Genomic DNA, 19,120 nt, shown 5'->3' on the forward strand with positions numbered 1-19,120 from the left:
GTCTGCTGCCACGCCCCGAGTCTACGTTCGGGCTCTGACACGGTCGCCCTCCCCCGCTACCGTTGTGGCATGCCCACCCCCGATTTCGTCCTCGAACTGCGTGAGCTGGTCGGCACGCGCCCGCTCCCCCTCGTCGGTGTCACCGCCGTCGTCGTCCGCGACGACGAGGTGCTCCTCGGCCGCCGGTCCGACAACGGCGCGCTGACACCCGTGACCGGCATCGTCGACCCCGGAGAAGAACCCGCCGACGCCGCGTGCCGCGAGGCTCTCGAGGAGGCAGGGGTCGTGATCCGCGCCGATCGCCTGGCCTGGGTGCACCAGATCCCGCGGGTCACCTACGACAACGGCGACCAGAGCGACTACCTCGACCTGACCTTCCGCTGCACCTGGGTCTCGGGTGACCCGTACCCGGCGGACGGCGAGATGACCGAGGTCGGCTGGTACCGCCTCGACGACCTCGCCGACGTCGGCGACGAGATGCGCGCCCGGATCGCGTCGGCCCTCGACGACCGCCCCGAGGCGAGGTTCGAGCAGGGGGCCTGAGCGTCGGCGCGCATCCGGCGACCTCGATCCGACGACCTCGTCGCCATGCGCATCATCCGTCAGACTCTTCGCCGGGCGACTGCGCCACGTCCCTGCGTATGACACCGGAGTCCGCTGCGGTCATTCGCCGGAATGCGCCACATTCCTGCGAAAGGGCGGGTCAGTCGGCGCGGAGGATCTCGAGCGCGCGGGCCAGATCCGCGGGGTAGTCCGAAGAGAAGGTCGACCACTCGCCGGTCGCGGGGTGCGCGAAGGCGAGACGGTGGGCGTGCAGCCACTGCCGGGTGAGCCCGAGGCGGGCGGAGATCGTGGGGTCGGCGCCGTACAGCGGGTCGCCGACGCACGGATGACGGTGGGCGGCCATGTGCACACGGATCTGGTGGGTGCGACCGGTCTCGAGGTGGATCTCGAGGAGCGACGCCCCCGGGAACGCCTCGATCGTCTCGTAGTGGGTGACGGAGTCCTTGCCCGACGGGGTGACCGCGAACTTCCAGGAGTGCGTGGGGTGTCGGCCGATGGGGGCGTCGATCGTGCCCGAGAGAGGGTCGGGGTGCCCCTGCACGATGGCGTGGTAGATCTTCTCCACCTCGCGCTCTTTGAACGCGCGCTTCAGAGCGGTGTAGGCGGTCTCGCTCTTCGCGACCACCATGAGCCCGCTCGTGCCGACGTCCAGGCGGTGCACGACGCCCTGCCGTTCCGCGGCGCCGGTCGTGGCGATGCGGAAGCCCGCCGCCGCCAGGGCGCCCAGCACCGTCGGCCCCTCCCACCCGACCGACGGGTGCGCCGCGACGCCGGCGGGCTTGTCGACAACGACCATGTCGTCGTCGTCGTACACGATGCCGAGGTCGGGGACGGCGGTCGGCACGATCTCGGGTTCGCGCCGGGGCGTCCACTCGACACTCAGCCAGGCACCCGCGCGGAGTCGATCCGACTTCTCGACCGCGCGGCCGTCCTGGGTCACCCCACCGGCGTCGGCGACGTCCGCGGCGAAGGTGCGCGAGAAGCCGAGCATCTTCGCGAGGGCCGCGTCGACGCGCGTGCCGTCGAGCCCGTCGGGAACCGGGAGGGAGCGTGACTCCACGATCAGCGCTCGGCCGGGTCGCCGGGTTCGGCCGCGCCGCGTGCCGGAGCGCCGGTTCCGGCCACCGTCGTGTCGGCGGAGTCGTCGGACCCCTCGGCGTGGTCGGATCCGCGACGCGGCTCACGGGTGCCGTCGAATCGCAGACCCACGAGAACGATGATGGCGACGCCGATCATCATCGTCACGATGAACATGTCGGCGATGTTGTAGATCGCCGGCATCATCCACGGCGTGGAGATGTAGTCGACGACGTGACCGACCGCGAACCCCGGTTCGCGGAAGAGCCGATCGGTGAGGTTGCCCAGCACGCCGCCGAGCAGCAGACCGAGCACGATCGCCCACGCCCGCGAACGCAGGCGGGTGACGGCGATCCAGACGATCGCCACGGCGACGGCAGCGAGGGCGATGGTGAAGATCCAGGTGACGCCCTCGCCCAGCGAGAACGCCGCTCCGGGGTTTCGGATCAGGTAGAGCTGCAGGAAGTCGCCCAGCACCGGAACCACCCGTTCGGGCGGGAGGTTCTCGATCGCGAGGTACTTGGCGAACTGGTCGGCGGCCAGCACCAGCACCGCGAGGATCGCGATGATGGCGCCGGCCGCCGCCTTACGCAGGGGGTCTCGGCGTGGCACCGAGCCGGCCTAGAGACCGATCGCCGAAACCGGGGTGGAACCCGACGGCGTGGCGGTGGTGTCGAGGTCGCGGAGCTTGCCCTCGATGTAGCTGCGCAGCTGCGTGCGGTAGTCGCGCTCGAACGTGCGCAGCTCGGTGATGCGGGTTTCGAGGGTGGCGCGCTCGCGGTCGAGGCGTGCCATCTCTTCGCGGCCCTTCGCCTCGGCCTCGTTCACGATGCTCGCGGCCTGCGACTGCGCGTCGGAGATGAGCTGGTCGCGCTGCGCCTTGCCCTCGGCGACGTGCTCGTCGTGCAGGCGCTGGGCCAGCTCGATGATTCCGGCGGATGCGGCGGCGGGGCCTTCGTTCGAGGCTGCGGGCGCCGGAGCGGGAACCTCTTCGATGACCTCCGCCTCGGCGACGGGCTCAGCCGCGGCGGGCTCCTCGACGGCCTCGGGCGCGGCAGCGGGGGCCGACTCGCCGGACTCGAACGCGGCGAGCTTCGCCTTCAGTTCTTCGTTCTCGGCGATCGTCTTGCGCCACTCGACGACGATCTCGTCGAGGAAGTCGTCGACCTCGTCGGGGTCGAAACCCTCTTTGAAGCGGACGTGCTGAAACTGCTTCGTGACGACGTCATCGGGTGTCAATGCCATGGTGGTTCCTCTTCCGAGAGATCTGGTCGCGGGGCCGATGTCGGGGGTGGCACACCGCCGCGTGCCGCTTCGGACCAGCATAGTCTCAGCCTCAACGGCATGTCGAAGTGCGAATCCGTGATGCGGCGCGTCGACGACGCGTCAGTTCACGACGCCAGAGCGCGGGTGACGCTGAGCAGGATGAAGCAGAGCAGCATCGTCAGCATGAAGGCGAAATCGATCGCCACCGGCCCGACCCGCAGGGGCGGGATGAACCGGCGGAACAGCTTGATGGGCGGGTCGGTGACGGTGTACACGAGCTCCGCCGCCACGAGACCTGCTCCGGTCGGTCGCCACGATCTGTTGAACATCGGGATGTACTCCAGCACGAGCCGCGCGAGAAGCACGAGCACGTACAGGAACAACAGGACGTTGAGGATCGAGGCGACGAGGCCGACGACGTTCACCGTGGATTACGGGGCGAACGAGGCCGGGGCGAACGGCGTCGCCTCGGGGTCGGCCTGTGCGACCGCGCCTTCGCCGGAGACGGCGACGTTCTCGGGCGACAGCAGGAAGACCTTGCTGGTGACGCGCTCGATGCGACCGTAGAGGCCCAACGACAGACCGCTCGCGAAGTCGATGAGACGACGGGCGTCGGCGTCGGACATCTGCGAGAGGTTGATGATCACGGGGATGCCATCGCGGAAGTTCTCGGCGATCGTCTGGGCATCCCGGTACTGCTTGGGGTGCACCGTCAGGATTTCGCTGATCGGTCCGGCGGTGGGCTGGCGCACGACGGTCGGCCGGTGCAACGGGGTCACCGTCGCCGTCTTCTCGACGACTGCGGGCTGCTGCTGCTTGCGGCTCGTGGGCTGCGGTGCCGGCTCATCGAACGTCTCCTCCTCGTCGGCGAGGCCCAGATACACCATGGTTTTCTTGAGCGGGTTCGACATCGCATCCTCCGTTCGCTCGTGTGGTTTGAGGCTATCCGCGAGTAGGGCGCGGACCCGTTATTGCCGAGCCGATCCGTAGGTGTGTCGCACCCATCGAGATCGCCTCGGGAAAATCTGCGGTCATTCCGGCTGAGATCCAGTCGGAATCGGGAACTATCGTGCGCACCTTGGCACTGGCCTCGGCCAGACGCTCGAACGCACGAGCGGGCTCCTCGTCGAGCGGGGCGACCGCCATGACTCCCCTGAGGCGGAGCCCGGCGAGACCGGCCACCCGCTCGGCCAGCTCGACGACGCCTTCGGGAGACACCCCGCCCCGGCCGAGGTCGTCGGTGAGGTTGACCTGCACGAGGACGTCGAGCACGCCGGATTCCGGCTGGCCCGCAGCATCCAGGGCGTCGGCGATCCGTGCGCGATCGACCGAGTGGACGACAGAGGCCGCGTCGCGCACGGCTCGCGCCTTGTTCGTCTGCGCCTGCCCGATGAAGTGCCACGAGAGCCCGCCGAGCGGACCGACCTCGGCCCTCTTCGACGTGAGCTCCTGCTGACGGTTCTCTCCGACGTCGCGCACCCCGAGGGCGTACAGCGCCTCGACGAGGCTGGCCGGGTGGAACTTCGTCACGACGATGCGGGTGATCTCCGCCGGATCGCGATGCGCCGCGCGCGCCGCCTCGGCGATGCGCGCGTCGACGGCGGCGAGCCGCTCGGCGAGCTGATCGTCCACGTCACTCCTTCTCGATCGCCGCGGGCTCCACGCCCGCGGCGCCCGGGGTCACTTCAGGAAGTCGGGGATGTCGAGGTCGTCGTCACCGAACGCCGAGTCGTACGCCGGCTCGGGCACGTTGGCGGTGACCGGGACGGACTCCTTCTTCTTCTCCTCGACGACGGTGTCACGCTCGCGCGACGCCTCGTCGGCGGCGGGGACCGTGGGCAGCGCCGGCGGCACCGGGGTGCGCTGCGCGACGACCGGGTCGATCCGCAACGACGGCTCTCCCCCGTCGAAGCCGGCGGCGATGACGGTCACGCGCACCTCGTCACCGAGGGTGTCGTCGATGACCGTTCCGAAGATGATGTTGGCCTCGGGGTGCGCGGCCTCCTTGACGAGCTGCGCGGCGTCGTTGATCTCGAAGATGCCGAGGTTCGAACCGCCCTGGATCGACAGCAGCACGCCGTGCGCACCCTCGATCGATGCTTCGAGAAGAGGCGATTCGACCGCGAGCTCGGCGGCCTTGATCGCCCTGTCGGCGCCCCGGGCCGAGCCGATGCCCATGAGGGCCGACCCCGCCCCCTGCATGACCGATTTGACGTCGGCGAAGTCGAGGTTGATCAGACCGGGGGTCGTGATGAGGTCGGTGATGCCCTGCACACCGGCCAAGAGAACCTGGTCGGCGGTGGCGAACGCCTCGATCATCGAGATGCCGCGGTCGCTGATCTCCAGCAGCCGGTCGTTCGGGACCACGATGAGGGTGTCGACCTCTTCCTTGAGCTTCGTGACACCCGCCTCGGCCTGGCTCTGGCGACGACGACCCTCGAACGAGAAGGGCTTGGTCACGACACCGATGGTCAGTGCACCGATGGACTTCGCGATGCGCGCCACGACCGGCGCGCCGCCCGTGCCGGTGCCGCCGCCCTCTCCGGCGGTCACGAAGACCATGTCGGCGCCCGAGAGGGCCTCTTCGATCTCCTCGGCGTGGTCTTCTGCGGCGCGGCGGCCCACCTCGGGGTCGGCACCCGCGCCGAGTCCGCGAGTGAGCTCACGGCCCACGTCGAGCTTCACATCGGCGTCGCTCATGAGCAGTGCCTGCGCGTCGGTGTTGATCGCGATGAACTCGACCCCGCGCAGTCCGAGCTCGATCATGCGGTTGACCGCGTTGACGCCGCCGCCGCCCACGCCGACGACCTTGATCACGGCGAGGTAGTTCTGGTTCTGGCTCATGCCGGCCTCCGTTGTATCGAACCCCGAAACCCTCAACCTCAGCTAAAGGGTTAAAGAATTGCCCGGTATGCAATTCCTGATTCCGAAGGTAAGCCGCGCTTCCGCGCCGTGCCGCCAGGCGGCGGGCGTGTCGCGACAAAATCCATCGGACGGATCGCTCAACTGACGACGACGGCCTCGGGTGACGACACGTCATAGCTGCGCACGCCGTCGGGCGGACGGTTGATCATGACCTTCAGAAGCGTCTCGGCTTTGAGCGCCGACTGCTCCGCGCTCCCCCACACCACCCGCGTGTTCGTCGCACCCAGCGTGAACGAGACGTCGTCGGGAGTCGAGGCGGTCACGGCGGTCACCTGCGCGCGGATGCTGTCGGGGAGCGTACGGATCACCTGGCCCGCGGCACGGAACGCCTCGGAGCCCGTGCCACCGGTGATGTCGAACGACGGGAGCCCCGCGGGCGCCTCGGGGCTCGTCGAGAGCGCGACGCCGGCCGCGTCGACGACCGTGAAGCCCGCGCTCGACTGCACCACGCCGACAGGCTGACGCTCGACGACGCGAACGACCAGGTCGTTCGGCGGGCGGGCCTCGAGGCTGTACGACTCTACGAGCGGGAACGTCACCAGCGCGGCCTTGATCTCGCTGTCGTCGATCAGCGGAAGCGGTGTGCCGATCTGATCGTCGAGGGCGGCCGCGACGGCAGCGGGATCGAGCTGCGCGGTGCCGATGACCTCGATCCGCTGCACGGCGAACAGGGGGCTGTACGCCACGCCGAAGCTGCCGGCCACGAGCACCACGAACGCCCCGAGCACGCCCAGCCAGACCATGCGTCGACGGCGCTGGCGCACGGTGAATCGCCGCACCTCGGCACGTAGCGCGCGACGCCGGGCACGAGCGGCGCGCCACACGTCGCGGAAGCCGAGGTCGGCCGCCTCGTCGGACGGCGCGGTGGCTGAGGTCTCGATCGGTGCGGGGCGTCGGCGGTCGGCCTCGAACGGGAGCACCGACGCGGCGTCGCCCCCGGGGGCGACGACGGACGGCTCCGGCGGCGCGGGCGGGCGCGGCTCGGGCGGCGGGGGCAGCGGGGTCGGCCGGCGCACCCTGGCTCAGCTCTCGCCGTCAGCGGGCTCGATCCGGCCGAGCGCCTCCACCACCTGCGGAATGATGAGGTTCACGTTGCCGCAGCCCAGCGTCACGATGTAGTCGCCCGGACGCGCCGTCGCGGCGGCGTAGTCGGCGGCGTCCTGCCAGTCGGCCACGAAGTGCACGTGCGACGGATCGGTGAACGCGTCGCTGACGAGTTCGCCGGTCACCCCGGGGATCGGGTCTTCGCGCGCACCGTAGACATCGAGCACCACGGTGTGGTCGGCGTGCGACTCGAGCACTCTCGCGAACTCTCGGTACATGGCTGCCGTGCGCGAGTACGTGTGCGGCTGGTGGAGGGCGATGATGCGCCCCTCACCCACGACCGTGCGCGCCGCCGACAGCGCTGCGGCGACTTCGGTCGGGTGGTGCGCGTAGTCGTCGTAGACGCTCACTCCGCGTTCGACGCCGTGCAGCTCGAAACGCCGCGCGGTGCCGCCGAACCCCTCGACCGCCCGAACGGCCGCCTCGAGCTCGAACCCCAGCTGCAGCAGCACGCCGACCGCACCGGCCGCGTTGATCGCGTTGTGCGCACCCGGGACGCGCAGCGACGCCTCGACGGTGCGCCCCTCGTGGGTCACGGTGAAGCGGACCGGTCCGACGGTGCGGATGTCGCTGACGCGGAGGTCGGCCGCATCCGATTCGCCGAAGGTCAGCACGCGCGGATGCTGCATCGCCTCGCGCACCCGTCGCGCACCGGTGTCGTCGGCCGAGATCACGACGCCCTCGCTCGCGCCGTCGGCGAACCGCGCGAACGCGGCGTAGAACGCGTCGTCGGAGCCGTAGTGGTCGAGGTGGTCGGGATCGACGTTCGTGATGAGGGCGATCGAGGTGTCGTACAGCTCGAACGTGCCGTCGGACTCGTCGGCCTCGATGACGAAGAGCTCGTCGGAGCCCGTGCCGCTGGAGACGCCGAGGTCGGCGATGACGCCGCCGTTGACGAACGTCGGGTCGGCGTCGAGAGACCGCAGCGCGGTGACGAGCATCCCCGTCGAGGTCGTCTTGCCGTGGGCACCGGCGACCGAGACGAGTCGGCGCCCGCCGATCAGCCAGTGCAGCGCCTGCGAGCGATGGATCACGGCGAGGCCGCGCTCCTTGGCCGTGACGAACTCGGGGTTCTCCGGCCAGATCGCGCCGGTGTGCACGACGGTGTCGGCATCGCCCAGGTGCGCCGCATCATGGCCGACGAAGACCGTGGCGCCGAGGGCGGCGAGTTCGCGCAGGCCCGGGCTGTCGGCGCGATCGGACCCCGAGACGCGGATGCCGCGGGCGAGGAACATCCGGGCGAGACCCGACATGCCGGAACCGCCGATCCCGATGAAGTGGGCCGCCTCGATGTTCTCGGGGATGGGCAGGCTGAGGTCGGGTCTGATCATGGCGCGTCAATCCTAAGTCGGGGCTGCTGGGAGGGGACCGGCGGCACGCGGGGCGAGGGGCGCGTCGCGCATCCGGCGCGAACACCGCACAATCGAAGGCGTGATCGACATCGACCCCGCTTCCGCCATCCCTCCGTTCGAGCAGCTGCGCGCCGGGATCGTCGCGGCCGTGTCGACGGGTGACCTCGCCGCGGGGCACCGGCTGCCCACCGTGCGTCGCCTCGCGGAAGACCTCGGGGTCGCCCCCGGCACGGTCGCCCGCGCGTATCGCGAGCTCGAGGCATCCGGAATCATCGAGACCCAAGGTCGCAACGGCACCTACGTCTCGTTCTCGGACGACCCGGCCCGCGAGCAGGCTCAGCGCGCCGCGGCCGTCTTCGCCGACCAGATGCGCACACTGCGGATCGACCCCGCCGACGCCCTCGCCCTGGCCACGGCCGCACTGAAGGCGTGACGCCTCGTCAGCGCGCGAGCGCGCGGTCGATCAGGGCGATGACGTTCTCGGTTCCGGTGCGCGTGCCGACGGATGCGGCGGCGTCGCGCATCGCGGCGATGCGGTCGCCGTCGGTCAGGAGCGGCACGACCTCGGCACGCACGCGCTCGGGGGTGAACGCGGAGTCGGGGATGACGAAAGCCGCGCCGGCGCGGACGGCGGAGGCGGCGTTCAGGCTCTGCTCGCCGTTGCCGACCGCGTACGGGACGTAGACGGCGGGGATTCCCAGTGCGCTGATCTCGCTGACCGTGGCCGCGCCGGAGCGCGAGACGATCAGATCGGCGATCGCGAACGCCAGGTCCATCCGGTCGACGTAGCGACGGAGCGCATACCCGTCGACACCCGGATCGGGCAGCTGGGATCGATCGCCCGTGACGTGCAGGAGCTGCCACCCGGCGTCGAGCACGTCGCGCCACGCTCCTCCGAACGCCTCGTTCAGCCGCAGAGCACCGAGAGACCCCCCGAAGACCAGCAGCGTCGGGCGCTCGGGAGCGAGCCCGAAGTGTGCGGCGGCCTCCGCGCGGAGGGCACCGCGGTCGAGGTCGACGATCTCGCGGCGCAAGGGCATGCCGACCACCGTGGATCGGCGCAGCGGCGTTCCGTCGAAGGCGACGCCCACCTCGGCGGCCGCGCGCGCGCCGAGGACGTTCGCCAGACCCGGCTTCGCATTGGCCTCGTGCACGACGAAGGGGATTCCCGCGCGGCGAGCCGCTATGTAGGCCGGCGCCGAGGCGTAGCCGCCGAAACCGACGACGACGTCGACGCGGTGGTCGAGGATGTGCCGACGCACCTGGGAGATCGCTCGCCGGAACCGGTTCGGGAAGGCGGCGGCCGCAGCATCCAGTCTCCTCGGGAAGGGGACCTTGTCGACGACCAGCAGCTCGTAGCCGCGTTGCGGAACAAGGCGCGCCTCCAGCCCCTCCTTCGTGCCGAGCACCCGCACGACCGCCTCGGGATCACGTGCGCGGAGCCCGTCGGCGACGGCGAGCAGCGGGTTCACATGACCGGCGGTGCCACCGCCGGCGAGAAGGTACGTCGTCACCTATCGACCCTAACGGGCGCAGCCGGCCCGAACGGGCGCGGCCGACGCCGACGGATGCGTCAGCGGGCCTGCACCGGAAGCGAGCGCGCGAACGACAACAGCACTCCGCACGCGAGCAGCACCGAGAGTAGCGAGGTGCCTCCCTGCGACATGAAGGGCAAGGGCACACCGAGCACCGGGAGCACGCGCAGCACGACGCCGATGTTGATGAGGGCCTGACCGACGATCCAGATCGTGATCGCGCCCGCGACGATGCGCACGAACGAGTCGTCGGTCTTGCGGATGATGTGGAAGGCACCGACGGCGAACAGCGCGAACAGGGCGAGGATGACCGCGCAGCCGATGAGTCCGAGCTCTTCGCCCACGATGGCGAAGATGTAGTCGTTCGCGGCGGCCGGGAGCCAGTCGTACTTCTCCCTCGAGTTACCGAGACCGAGACCGAACACACCGCCGCCCGCCAGCCCCCAGACGCCGTGGAGCGCCTGATAGCAGTCGTCGTAGTAGCAGTCGAGCGTGCCGGCGTTGAGGAAGCTCATGATGCGCGCCATGCGGTTGGGGCTGCTGACGGCGAAGAACGCGACCGCGCCGAGTGCGGCGATCGCCGGGAGGATGAAGATCCGGAGCTTGACCCCCGAGAAGAACAACGCGGCGAGGATGACCAGCACGAGGATCATCGCGGTACCGAGGTCTTTACCGGCCAGCACGGTCGCGACGACCATGATCCCCACCGGCACGACGGGGATGAAGACGTGGCTCCACGACGTGAGGAGCGTGCGCTTGCGGTAGAGCACGGCGCCCATCCACAGAGCGAGGGCGATCTTGAGGAACTCCGCGGGCTGGAACTGGAAGCCCGCGATGACCACCCAGTTGCGGTTTCCGTACGACTCGACGCCGAGTCCCGGCACGAAGACGAGGAGCTGGAACGCGGTCGCCCCGATCAGGGCCACCCAGGCGATCTTGCGCCAGAAGCTGACCGGCATGCGGCTGGCGACGAACATCAATGGGATTCCGAGAAGCGCGAACACGCCCTGCTTGATGACGTGATCGTAGGGGTCGGCACCGCCGTTCAGCGCGGAGGTCGCCGACAGCACCATGACCAGCCCGAAGCCGGTGAGGAGCAGCGCCGTGGAGGCGATGAGGAGGAACTCGCTCGGCACGGGCGCGAACACCTTGCCCAGCGAGACCCGGGCGTACAGTCCGCGCCGTCCGGCCGGATCAGGAGCCGGACTGCTCGGGGGCGTCCTCGGCGGGATGATCGCTGTCACGCGGTGCCTTCCCGTTGTCGATCCGGTCGTTCACGGCCCGGGCGAAGCGCCTGCCGCGGTCTGCGTAGGAGTCGAACTGATCGAACGATGCCGACGCGGGAGCCAGGAGAACGACGTCTCCGTCCGCGGCGACGCCCGCCGCCAGTTCGACGACCCGTGCCATGACGTCTTCAGTCTCGGCGTGGTCGACCTCGAACAGCGGCACCCCGGGGGCGTGTCGCGCGAACGCCGCGACGATCTCGCCGCGGTCGACCCCGATGACGATCGCCGCCTTCGCGATCGCACCTCGGGAAGCGATCAGCCCACCGATGTCGACGCCCTTGAGCAGGCCCCCCACGACCCACACGGCGCCGGGGTAGGCGGCGAGCGAGGAGGCCGCCGCGTGCGGGTTGGTGGCTTTGGAATCGTCGACCCAGGTGATGCCGCCGGACACGGCCACGACCTGGATGCGGTGCGGGTCGAGGGCGAACTCGTCCAGCGCCTCGCGGATCGAGGAGGGCTCCACTCCGACGGAACGCGCCAGCGCCGACGCCGCCAGGATGTTCGCGACGACGTGGGGGGCGGCGAGGCCGCGCGCCGCGAGATCGGCGACAGTCGTCAGCTCGAGCGCCGAGGTGCCGCGCTCCTCGAGGAAGGCGCGATCGACGAGGATCCCGTCCACCAGCCCGAGATCGCTCGGTCCGGGAACGCCCAGGTCGAAACCGATCGCTCGGGCGCCTTCGACCACCTCGGCGTCTTCGACCATCGCGCGGGTCGCCGCATCCGCCTTGTTGTAGACGCAGGCGACGCGCGTGTTCGCGTAGACGACGGCTTTGGCGTCACGGTAGGCCTCGAACGACCCGTGCCATTCGAGGTGGTCGTCGGCGAGGTTCAAGCAGACGGCGGCGTGCGGCGAGAGGGGCTCGGGCCCCGTCTGCAGACCGAGGTACCAGAGCTGGTGGCTGGAGAGCTCGACCACCAGCGCGTCGAAGCCCGCCGGATCGCGCACCGCGTCGAGCACCGGTACGCCGATGTTGCCGCACGGCGCCGCACGCAGACCGCCGTGCTTCATCATGGTCGCGGCGAGTCGGGTGGTCGTGGTCTTGCCGTTCGTGCCGGTGACGAGCACCCAGTCCGCGGGCGTACCGTCTGCGCGCACGACCTTGTCACGCACGCGCCACGCGAGCTCGACGTCGCCCCAGAGGGCCACGCCCGACTCCTGCGCCCAGAGGACGAGCGGATGCTGCGGCGAGAACCCGGGTGAGGCGATGACCACCTCGGGTGCGAAGTCGACGAGCTCGGAGGGTACGGCGTCGAGGGAACCGACGTGCAGGCCCGCACCGATTACCGGGAGCAGGCGCGCGTACTCGCCGTCGGCCGACTCGGTCACGACGAGGACGTCGGCGCCGAGCTCGGCGAGGGTGTCGGCGACCGAAAAGCCCGTGACCGACAGGCCCAGCACGGCGACGCGGAGCCCCCGCCAGTCGGCGTGCCAGCTGGTGAGCGGATCGAGCCGGGCCGAACTCATGCGCGCGTGAGCCATTCGACGTAGAAGAAGCCGACGCCCGACACGGCGAGGAGCCCCGCGATGATCCACATGCGTACGACGATCGTGATCTCCGACCACCCGCGCATCTCGAGGTGGTGATGCAGCGGGCTCATCAGGAACAACCGCTTGCCGCGGGTGAGCTTGAAGTAGACGCGCTGGAGGATGACCGAACCGGAGGCGATCACGTAGACGCCGGCGACGAGCACGAGGAGCAGTTCGGTGCGGGTCAGGATCGCCATGGCCGCGACGACGCCACCGATCGCCATCGACCCGACGTCGCCCATGAACACCTTCGCCTTGGGCGCGTTCCACCAGAGGAAGCCGACGAGAGCGCCGACGAACGACGCGGAGATGATCGCGAGGTCGAACGGGTCTCGTGTTCCGTAGCAGGCCGACTGCACCGCCGAGGCCACGTTGGTGCAGACCTGCTGCACCTGCCAGAACGCGATGAGGCTGTAGGCGCCGACGACGAAGATGCCCGAGCCCGCGGCGAGACCGTCGAGACCGTCGGTCACGTTGACCGAGTTCGACGACGCGACGCCGATGAGCGAGATCCAGGCCAGGTACAGCAGCCAGCCGATGATCGGGCCGAGCGCCATGAACCACAGGCCGGGAACGTCGCGGAAGACGGAGATGTACGCCGAGGCGGGGGTCTGCTCGACGGAGTTGGGGAAGTTCAGCGCGACGATCGCGAACGGGACGGTGACGAGCACCTGGCCGATGACCTTCGGCCAGCCCTCGAGGCCGAGGCTGCGCTGTCGGCGCAGCTTCATGTAGTCGTCGATGAAACCGACCGCTCCGAATCCGACCATCATCCAGAGCACGAGGATGCCCGAGATCGTGGGCGGGTTGTTCCCGGTGAACGATCCGACGAGATAGCCGACGATCGTGCCGGCGATGAAGATCGTGCCGCCCATCGTGGGGGTGCCGCGCTTCGCGCCGTGCGAGGGGTTGTGGATGTTCTCGGGGGTGCGGATGACCTGCCCCCATCCCCACGCGCGGAACAGGCGCAGGAAGGCCGGGGTCAGGAAAAGCGTGAATGCGAGCGAGATCGCCGCCGCTGTCAGGAGTGATCTCACGAGGACGATTCTCCCAGACGATCGCCGAGCGCCCCGAGGTGCGCGGTCTTCATGGATGACGAGATCATGCGAAGAACTCCCCGAGACGGTCACCGAGGAAGCGCAGCCCCGCCGAGTTGGAGGACTTCACCAGCACGCGGTCTCCGTCTCGCAGCTCGGTCACCAGGTAGTCGTAGGCCTCGTCGGCGGTCGCGAAGAACACCGCCTCGCTGTCCCAGGAGCCCTGGGCGACGGCTTCGAGGAACATCCGCCGCGCGTCTGCGCCGATCACGACGATGCGCTGGATGCCGAGGCGCACCGCGAGGAGTCCGACACGGTCGTGCTCCTCCTCGGCGTACTCGCCGAGTTCGCTCATCGCGCCGAGGACGGCGACGGTGCGCTCCTGCGGACCCGTGATCTGCGCGAGGGTGCGCAGCGCCGCCGCCATCGAGTCGGGGCTGGCGTTGTAGGCGTCGTTGATGATGCGCACGCGCTCGGACCCGAGAGGCTGCATGCGCCACCGCTCGGCCAGCTCGACCGTCTCGAGCCGCGCGACCGCGGTCGCCGCGTCGATCCCGAGCGCCGTTGCCGCCGCGAGCGCGGCGAGGGCGTTCATGACGTGGTGCTCGCCGAGCACACGCAGGTGCAGGGTCAGCGGGTCTGCGTCGACGACGAGTTCGGCGCGCGTGCCGGTCGCGGTGACCTCCACGTCGACGGCGCGCACCTCGGCGGCCTCGCCTCGTCCGAACCAGCGGACGTCGATGCCCTTCTCGGCCGCGATCGGGGCCATCGCAGCGACGCGAGGGTCGTCGGCGTTCAGGATCGCGAGGCCGCCGGCGCGCACGGCCCGCACGAGCTCGGACTTCGCCTGGAACGTGGCCTCGATGCCGCCGAAGCCGCCCGCGTGGGCCATGCCGACCATCAGGACGACCCCGATGTCGGGGGTGACGAGACCGGCGAGCCGCGCGATTTCACCGGGGCCGCTCGCGCCGAACTCGCTCACAAGGTATTTCGTGTCTTCGGTCACCCGCAGCATCGTCAGCGGAGCGCCGACCTCGTTGTTGAACGAGGCGCGCGGCGAGACCGTTTCGCCGTCGTCCTCGAGGATGCGGGCGAGGAGGTTCTTCGTCGTCGTCTTGCCGTTGGAGCCGGTGATCCCGACGATGCGGAGGCCACCGCGCTCGCGCACGCGCGCGACGACGAACCGCGCCAGGTCGGCGAGGGAGGCGACCGCGTCGGCCACGACGATCTGCGACACGGCGGCGTCGACCGTCCGCTCGACGATCGCGAGCGCGGCACCGGAGGCCACCGCGGCGTCGACGAAGTGGTGGCCGTCGGTGTGCTCGCCGGGTTTGGCGACGAAGACGCCGCCGCTCACGATGGCTCGGGAGTCGGTGTCGACGGGTCCGGCGACGACCGTCTCGGGCGTGTCGTCGCCGAAGAGGTGGAGGTCGCCCGCGACGGCGTCGGCGAGCTGGGAGAGTGTGAGGGAGATCATAGGTGCGTGGTCCGCAGCGGTCAGCCGAACTTGGGCAGTTCGGGGGTCTCCGATTCCGACGGCATGACGCGGTAGGTCTTGAGGACCTGCGTCATGGCCTTCTGGAATGCGGGCGCGTTGGCCGCAGACGACTTTACCGTCACGGGCTCGTCGAGGGTGACGGCGACGACGTACTGCGGGTCCTCCGCGGGGGCGAATCCGATCATCGTCGTGAAGTACGCGCCGGCCTTGTAGCCGCCCATGCCATCGCTCTTCTCACCGGTTCCGGTCTTCACCGCGAGCCGGTATCCGGGTACGGCCACCTGCTTGGCGAGCGAGCCCTGGGTGGCGACGTTCTCCAGCATCAGTGACACGTCGTCCGCCGCCGTCGGGGAGACGACCTGCTGACCGGTCGCATCCGGAACGTCGGTGACGGTGCCGTCCGAGGCGGTGCACCCCTCGACGATCGACAGAGGCATGCGCGTCCCGCCGTTCGCGAGGGTCTGGTACGCGCCGACGAGCTCGGGGACGGTCGTGGTGAGCCCCTGACCGAAGTTCGTGTTGTAAAAGGTCTGGTTGTCCCACGTGTCAGGGGTGCGCAGTTCACCGATCCCCTGGCCGAGCCCGAAGTTCTCACTCCCGCCGATGCCGAAGCTCTTCAGGTAGTCGTAGCGCGTCTGCGCCGAGACGGTGTCGCCGAACTTCGAGATACCCACGTTCGACGAATCGATGAGAACCCCGGTCAGGGTGTAGTTGTTCGTGGGGTGCGCCGTGGGGTCGCGCACGGTCGCGCCGTTCGGGAACGTCTCGCGGTTGGCGGCCGTCACCGTCGACCCGGGGTTCTGTCCCCCCGCATCGATCGCGATCGCGGCGGTGAGCGCCTTGAACGTCGAGCCGGGCTCGAACGTCCCTGAGAAGATGCGGCTGTACCTGTCCTCCGGGGCAGAGGCGTCGTAGGCGTTCGGATCGACGGTGGGCCACTCGGCGGCGGCGCGCACCTTGCCGGTCTTCGCGTCGACGACGGTGATGGTTCCCGATTTCGCTCCGACGTTCTGCGCCTGCTCGGCGATCAGCTGCGTCAGGTACCACTGCAGGTCGCGGTTGATCGTGAGTTGGAGGGTGCCTCCATCTACGGCGGGGTCGTCCACCTGGGTGCCGGGCAGGATGACGCCGTCCTTGCCGCGCTGGTATTTCCGCGTGCCGTTCTCCGACGAGAGGCAGGTGTTCTGCGCCAGTTCCAGACCCGCGAGCGCCTCGCCGTCGCGGCCGACGAACCCGACGAGGTTGCCGCCGACCGCACCGTCGGGGTACGTGCGGGCAGGGTGCGTCACGAAGGTCAGGAAGGGCGCACCGAGATCGGCCAGCGCGAGGCGCTGCTCGGTGGTGATTCCCTGCTTGAGGTAGGCCCAGCGCGACTCCTCGTTCACGGCGAGGGCGTCGGTGACGATCTTCTCGACCTCCTCGGCCGTCTGACCGGTGATCTGCGCCATCTGCGCCGCGAGGTCGGGCCAGGAGACCTTGACGGGCTTGCCGTTCTCGTCCTTGCGGGTGATGCCGTCCTGCGCGAGCATCGGGTCGAGCTGGGCGTCGTAGAGCAGGATGCTGCCGGCGAGCGTGTCGCCGTTCTCGTCGACGATCTCGCCCCGCGCCCCGTAGAGGGTCTGCGAGGCGCCGAACCCGAGGGCGAGCGAGTCGTCGATGTGCTCGCGCGCGTTGACGACCTGGATGTCGACGAGTCGCACGACGAAGACGATGAGCACGGCGAGGACGACCGAGAGGGCGACCACCGTGCGACGGCGTGAACTGCGAGTGCTGCGCGTCGTCATGGAGCTAGCGTGTCGCCGGAGTCGGCAGACCGTCGGCGATGGGCGGGGGTGTCGCGGAATCGCCCGTCGATTCGGCCATGGGCGCTCCCTGGATCGTGGCGTCGGGCGCCGTGACGAGCGGGGTGTCTGCGATGAGGGCGTTCTGCACCGCCCCGCGGCCGATCGCGTCGACGGAGGAGGTGCCCGACGCGGGCTGGCCCGCCCCGATCAGAGCACCGTCGCTGAGTCGGAGGTACGAAGGCGTGTCGGCGACCACCATGCCCAGCGCCGACGCGTTCGCGGCGAGGTATTGGGGCGAGCCGAGGCCGGCGACCTCGTCGTAGAGCATCTGCTTCTCGTAGTTCAGGTCGCGCTGCTGCTGGTTGAGCGCGGCGACCTCGAACGTGCCCTGAGTGGTGAGGATCGAGAACGTCATCTGCGCCAGCGCGATCGCCACGGCGCCGGCGACGGCGATGATGCCGTACGCGAGCTTGGGCCGACGACGACGCTTCGGCGCTTCGAGCGGGCGCAGACGTCGTTCGGGATTCTCGACGCGGCGCGGTGAGGCCGGGAAGAGCTCGTAGGCGAGATCGCTCATGCGGCCTCCTTCAATCGTTCGGCGGCGCGCAGACGCACCGGTGTGGCTCGGGGATTACGTGCGCGTTCTTCGTCGCTCGCGATCTCCGCGCCTTTGACCAGCAGGCGGAAACGGGGGGTGTGCTCGGGGAGCTCGACGGGGAGTCCGCGCGGGGCGGTCGAGGCTGCAGCATCCGCCAGCACGTGCTTGACCAGCCGGTCTTCGAGCGACTGATAGGCCATGACGACGATGCGCCCGCCCACCGCAAGCGCGTCGAGCGCGGCGGGCATCGCCCGCTCGAGCACGGAGAGCTCCTGGTTGACCTCGATGCGCAGCGCCTGGAAGACGCGCTTGGCGGGGTGCCCCGCGCGCTGGACGGCCGCGGGGGTCGCGTCGTGGAGGATCGAGACGAGGCGCCCCGACCGAAGGATGGGCTCCTGCTGACGCGCCGCGATGATCGCCCGGGCGTAGCGCGCGGCGAGCTTCTCCTCGCCGTAGCGCTCGAAGATGCGTCGGAGCGCGCCTTCGCCGTAGGTTGCGAGGATCTCGGCCGCCGTCACTCCCCCGCTCTGATCCATCCGCATATCGAGCGGGGCGTCCTGCGCGTAGGCGAAACCGCGGTCGGCCAGGTCGAGCTGCAGCGACGAGACGCCGAGGTCGAAGAGGATCCCGTCCACGCGGTCGACGCCCGCCGACGCGATCGCCTCGGCGATGCCGTCGTAGACCGTGTGCACGAGTGTCACCCGGTCGCCGAAGGGCGCGAGGCGGTCACCGGCGATGCGCAGGGCGTCGGTGTCGCGGTCGAGGCCGATGAGCCGGACGCCGGGGAAGCGCTCGAGGAACGCCTCGGAGTGCCCTCCCATGCCGAGGGTGGCATCGACGAAGACGGCTCCGTCGCGCTCGAGGGCGGGGGCGAGGAGCTCGACGCAGCGGTCGAGGAGGACGGGGGTGTGGAGATCGCGAGCTTCCATGGGAAGAAGGGCTTCGTGATCCCGGACCCTGATCCCCCTCCGCATCGACCTGGCGCGGGGGAAGTGCGTCAGGGCGAGCGGCTGGGAATCACGGCCGAGGATCAGAACAAGCCCGGGATCACCTCCTGCTCCATCTCGGAATACGTGTCTTCGTTCGCTTCGGCGTAGGCGTTCCACGCGTCGGCGTTCCAGATCTCGGCGTGGGCGCCGACTCCGGTCACGACGAGCTCGCGCTCGAGCCCGGCGTAGGTGCGCAGTGCCGGCGGCACCGTGATCCGGTTCTGGCTGTCGGGCTTCTCGGCGCTGGCCCCCGAGAGGAACATGCGCAGGAAGTCGCGAGCCTGCTTGTTGCTGAGCGGCGCCTCGCGGATGCGCTCGTGCACCCGCTCGAACTCCGCCTCGCTGAACACGTAGAGGCAGCGCTCCTGCCCACGCGTCACCACCACGCCGCCGCTCAGGTCGTCGCGGAACTTCGCCGGAAGGATGACGCGCCCTTTGTCGTCGAGCTTGGGGGTGTGCGTGCCGAGCAGCATCCGCTCTCCCCCCTTCGTCCGGCCTGCGAAGTGTTCCCCACTTTACTCCACTCTCCTCCACTTGACCATCATGTCCGGCGATATTCCGGGGAAGTTCGGCCCTG

20 protein-coding genes are annotated in these 19,120 nt (G+C 69.8%); 2 read left to right on the forward strand and 18 right to left on the reverse strand.

All coding sequences use genetic code 11. From position 1 onward, the window contains the following. Positions 1–69 precede the first annotated feature (69 nt). Positions 70–543: an NUDIX hydrolase gene (locus tag ABTU82_RS13480; protein ID WP_407173826.1), complete on the forward strand. Its 474-nt coding sequence runs from the start codon at positions 70–72 to the stop codon at positions 541–543. Between the two features lie 160 nt (positions 544–703). Here the strand turns inward: ABTU82_RS13480 and ABTU82_RS13485 are convergent, their stop codons facing one another. The 9 genes from ABTU82_RS13485 to murC all read right to left on the reverse strand — a co-directional run bounded on the left by ABTU82_RS13485 (position 704) and on the right by murC (position 8,267). Beyond that, positions 704–1,624 (reverse strand): RluA family pseudouridine synthase, encoded by a 921-nt coding sequence (locus ABTU82_RS13485; RefSeq protein WP_407173827.1) that lies wholly within the window; start codon positions 1,622–1,624, stop codon positions 704–706. A 2-nt stretch (positions 1,625–1,626) separates the two neighbouring features. Beyond that, positions 1,627–2,253, reverse strand: a complete 627-nt coding sequence (gene lspA, locus ABTU82_RS13490) for a signal peptidase II (protein ID WP_407173828.1) — start codon at positions 2,251–2,253, stop codon at positions 1,627–1,629. Positions 2,254–2,262: 9 nt separating this feature from the next. Continuing rightward, positions 2,263–2,886 carry a DivIVA domain-containing protein gene (locus ABTU82_RS13495; protein ID WP_116648425.1) on the reverse strand — a complete coding sequence of 208 codons (624 nt, stop codon included), beginning with the start codon at positions 2,884–2,886 and terminating at the stop codon, positions 2,263–2,265. Between the two features lie 146 nt (positions 2,887–3,032). After that, the gene (locus ABTU82_RS13500; RefSeq protein ID WP_116648424.1) at positions 3,033–3,332 is read right to left on the reverse strand and encodes a YggT family protein; all 300 of its coding nucleotides are present in this window, start codon (positions 3,330–3,332) and stop codon (positions 3,033–3,035) included. A 6-nt stretch (positions 3,333–3,338) separates the two neighbouring features. Beyond that, positions 3,339–3,818: a cell division protein SepF gene (locus tag ABTU82_RS13505; RefSeq protein WP_116648423.1), complete on the reverse strand. Its 480-nt coding sequence runs from the start codon at positions 3,816–3,818 to the stop codon at positions 3,339–3,341. Positions 3,819–3,849: 31 nt separating this feature from the next. Beyond that, positions 3,850–4,539 (reverse strand): YggS family pyridoxal phosphate-dependent enzyme, encoded by a 690-nt coding sequence (locus tag ABTU82_RS13510; RefSeq protein WP_116648422.1) that lies wholly within the window; start codon positions 4,537–4,539, stop codon positions 3,850–3,852. A gap of 48 nt (positions 4,540–4,587) precedes the next feature. Then, positions 4,588–5,751 (reverse strand): cell division protein FtsZ, encoded by a 1,164-nt coding sequence (ftsZ, locus tag ABTU82_RS13515; protein ID WP_116648421.1) that lies wholly within the window; start codon positions 5,749–5,751, stop codon positions 4,588–4,590. Positions 5,752–5,909: 158 nt separating this feature from the next. After that, positions 5,910–6,848 carry an FtsQ-type POTRA domain-containing protein gene (locus ABTU82_RS13520; RefSeq protein WP_407173829.1) on the reverse strand — a complete coding sequence of 313 codons (939 nt, stop codon included), beginning with the start codon at positions 6,846–6,848 and terminating at the stop codon, positions 5,910–5,912. A 6-nt stretch (positions 6,849–6,854) separates the two neighbouring features. Further along, positions 6,855–8,267 carry a UDP-N-acetylmuramate--L-alanine ligase gene (murC, locus tag ABTU82_RS13525; protein WP_116648419.1) on the reverse strand — a complete coding sequence of 471 codons (1,413 nt, stop codon included), beginning with the start codon at positions 8,265–8,267 and terminating at the stop codon, positions 6,855–6,857. Between the two features lie 100 nt (positions 8,268–8,367). Between murC and ABTU82_RS13530 the strand changes: the two genes are divergently transcribed. Next, entirely contained in the window at positions 8,368–8,721 is a 354-nt protein-coding gene (locus ABTU82_RS13530; RefSeq protein WP_407173830.1) for a GntR family transcriptional regulator, read from the forward strand. A gap of 7 nt (positions 8,722–8,728) precedes the next feature. Here ABTU82_RS13530 and ABTU82_RS13535 read toward each other — a convergent pair whose 3' ends face one another. From ABTU82_RS13535 to mraZ, 9 genes are all read right to left on the reverse strand, one after another. Further along, the gene (locus ABTU82_RS13535; RefSeq protein ID WP_407173831.1) at positions 8,729–9,802 is read right to left on the reverse strand and encodes a UDP-N-acetylglucosamine--N-acetylmuramyl-(pentapeptide) pyrophosphoryl-undecaprenol N-acetylglucosamine transferase; all 1,074 of its coding nucleotides are present in this window, start codon (positions 9,800–9,802) and stop codon (positions 8,729–8,731) included. 59 nt (positions 9,803–9,861) lie between these two features. Beyond that, the gene (gene ftsW / locus ABTU82_RS13540) at positions 9,862–11,067 is read right to left on the reverse strand and encodes a putative lipid II flippase FtsW (RefSeq protein WP_407173832.1); all 1,206 of its coding nucleotides are present in this window, start codon (positions 11,065–11,067) and stop codon (positions 9,862–9,864) included. Then, a complete protein-coding gene (murD, locus tag ABTU82_RS13545; protein ID WP_407173833.1) occupies positions 11,018–12,574 on the reverse strand; it encodes a UDP-N-acetylmuramoyl-L-alanine--D-glutamate ligase in 1,557 nt (518 codons plus the stop codon). Before murD ends, ftsW begins: the two co-directional genes overlap by 50 nt. Next, on the reverse strand, positions 12,571–13,674 hold the full coding sequence (mraY, locus tag ABTU82_RS13550; RefSeq protein WP_116648415.1) for a phospho-N-acetylmuramoyl-pentapeptide-transferase: 1,104 nt from the start codon (positions 13,672–13,674) through the stop codon (positions 12,571–12,573). The genes murD and mraY overlap by 4 nt, the downstream gene beginning before the upstream one ends. Positions 13,675–13,738: 64 nt before the next feature. Beyond that, positions 13,739–15,151, reverse strand: a complete 1,413-nt coding sequence (locus tag ABTU82_RS13555) for a UDP-N-acetylmuramoyl-tripeptide--D-alanyl-D-alanine ligase (protein WP_407173834.1) — start codon at positions 15,149–15,151, stop codon at positions 13,739–13,741. Between the two features lie 20 nt (positions 15,152–15,171). Next, a complete protein-coding gene (locus ABTU82_RS13560; RefSeq protein ID WP_116648413.1) occupies positions 15,172–16,956 on the reverse strand; it encodes a peptidoglycan D,D-transpeptidase FtsI family protein in 1,785 nt (594 codons plus the stop codon). Between the two features lie 4 nt (positions 16,957–16,960). Further along, positions 16,961–17,533 (reverse strand): cell division protein FtsL, encoded by a 573-nt coding sequence (gene ftsL, locus ABTU82_RS13565; RefSeq protein WP_116648412.1) that lies wholly within the window; start codon positions 17,531–17,533, stop codon positions 16,961–16,963. Further along, positions 17,530–18,483: a 16S rRNA (cytosine(1402)-N(4))-methyltransferase RsmH gene (gene rsmH / locus ABTU82_RS13570; RefSeq protein ID WP_407173835.1), complete on the reverse strand. Its 954-nt coding sequence runs from the start codon at positions 18,481–18,483 to the stop codon at positions 17,530–17,532. Before rsmH ends, ftsL begins: the two co-directional genes overlap by 4 nt. A 101-nt stretch (positions 18,484–18,584) precedes the next feature. Next, positions 18,585–19,016 carry a division/cell wall cluster transcriptional repressor MraZ gene (gene mraZ, locus ABTU82_RS13575; RefSeq protein WP_121151771.1) on the reverse strand — a complete coding sequence of 144 codons (432 nt, stop codon included), beginning with the start codon at positions 19,014–19,016 and terminating at the stop codon, positions 18,585–18,587. Positions 19,017–19,120: the final 104 nt, after the last annotated feature.

The sequence above is a fragment of the Microbacterium deferens genome, assembly GCF_045517775.1.
Lineage (GTDB): Bacteria > Actinomycetota > Actinomycetes > Actinomycetales > Microbacteriaceae > Microbacterium.

Excerpts from the sequence above, each read along its gene's own strand:
- ABTU82_RS13495 (WP_116648425.1), bottom strand. The coding sequence starts at position 2,886 with ATGGCATTGACACCCGATGACGTCGTCACGAAGCAGTTTCAGCACGTC.
- ABTU82_RS13480 (WP_407173826.1), top strand. The coding sequence starts at position 70 with ATGCCCACCCCCGATTTCGTCCTCGAACTGCGTGAGCTGGTCGGCACG.
- ftsL (WP_116648412.1), bottom strand. The coding sequence starts at position 17,533 with ATGAGCGATCTCGCCTACGAGCTCTTCCCGGCCTCACCGCGCCGCGTC.
- murC (WP_116648419.1), bottom strand. The coding sequence starts at position 8,267 with ATGATCAGACCCGACCTCAGCCTGCCCATCCCCGAGAACATCGAGGCG.
- mraZ (WP_121151771.1), bottom strand. The coding sequence starts at position 19,016 with ATGCTGCTCGGCACGCACACCCCCAAGCTCGACGACAAAGGGCGCGTC.
- ftsZ (WP_116648421.1), bottom strand. The coding sequence starts at position 5,751 with ATGAGCCAGAACCAGAACTACCTCGCCGTGATCAAGGTCGTCGGCGTG.
- ABTU82_RS13505 (WP_116648423.1), bottom strand. The coding sequence starts at position 3,818 with ATGTCGAACCCGCTCAAGAAAACCATGGTGTATCTGGGCCTCGCCGAC.
- rsmH (WP_407173835.1), bottom strand. The coding sequence starts at position 18,483 with ATGGAAGCTCGCGATCTCCACACCCCCGTCCTCCTCGACCGCTGCGTC.
- murD (WP_407173833.1), bottom strand. The coding sequence starts at position 12,574 with ATGAGTTCGGCCCGGCTCGATCCGCTCACCAGCTGGCACGCCGACTGG.
- ABTU82_RS13560 (WP_116648413.1), bottom strand. The coding sequence starts at position 16,956 with ATGACGACGCGCAGCACTCGCAGTTCACGCCGTCGCACGGTGGTCGCC.
- ABTU82_RS13555 (WP_407173834.1), bottom strand. The coding sequence starts at position 15,151 with ATGATCTCCCTCACACTCTCCCAGCTCGCCGACGCCGTCGCGGGCGAC.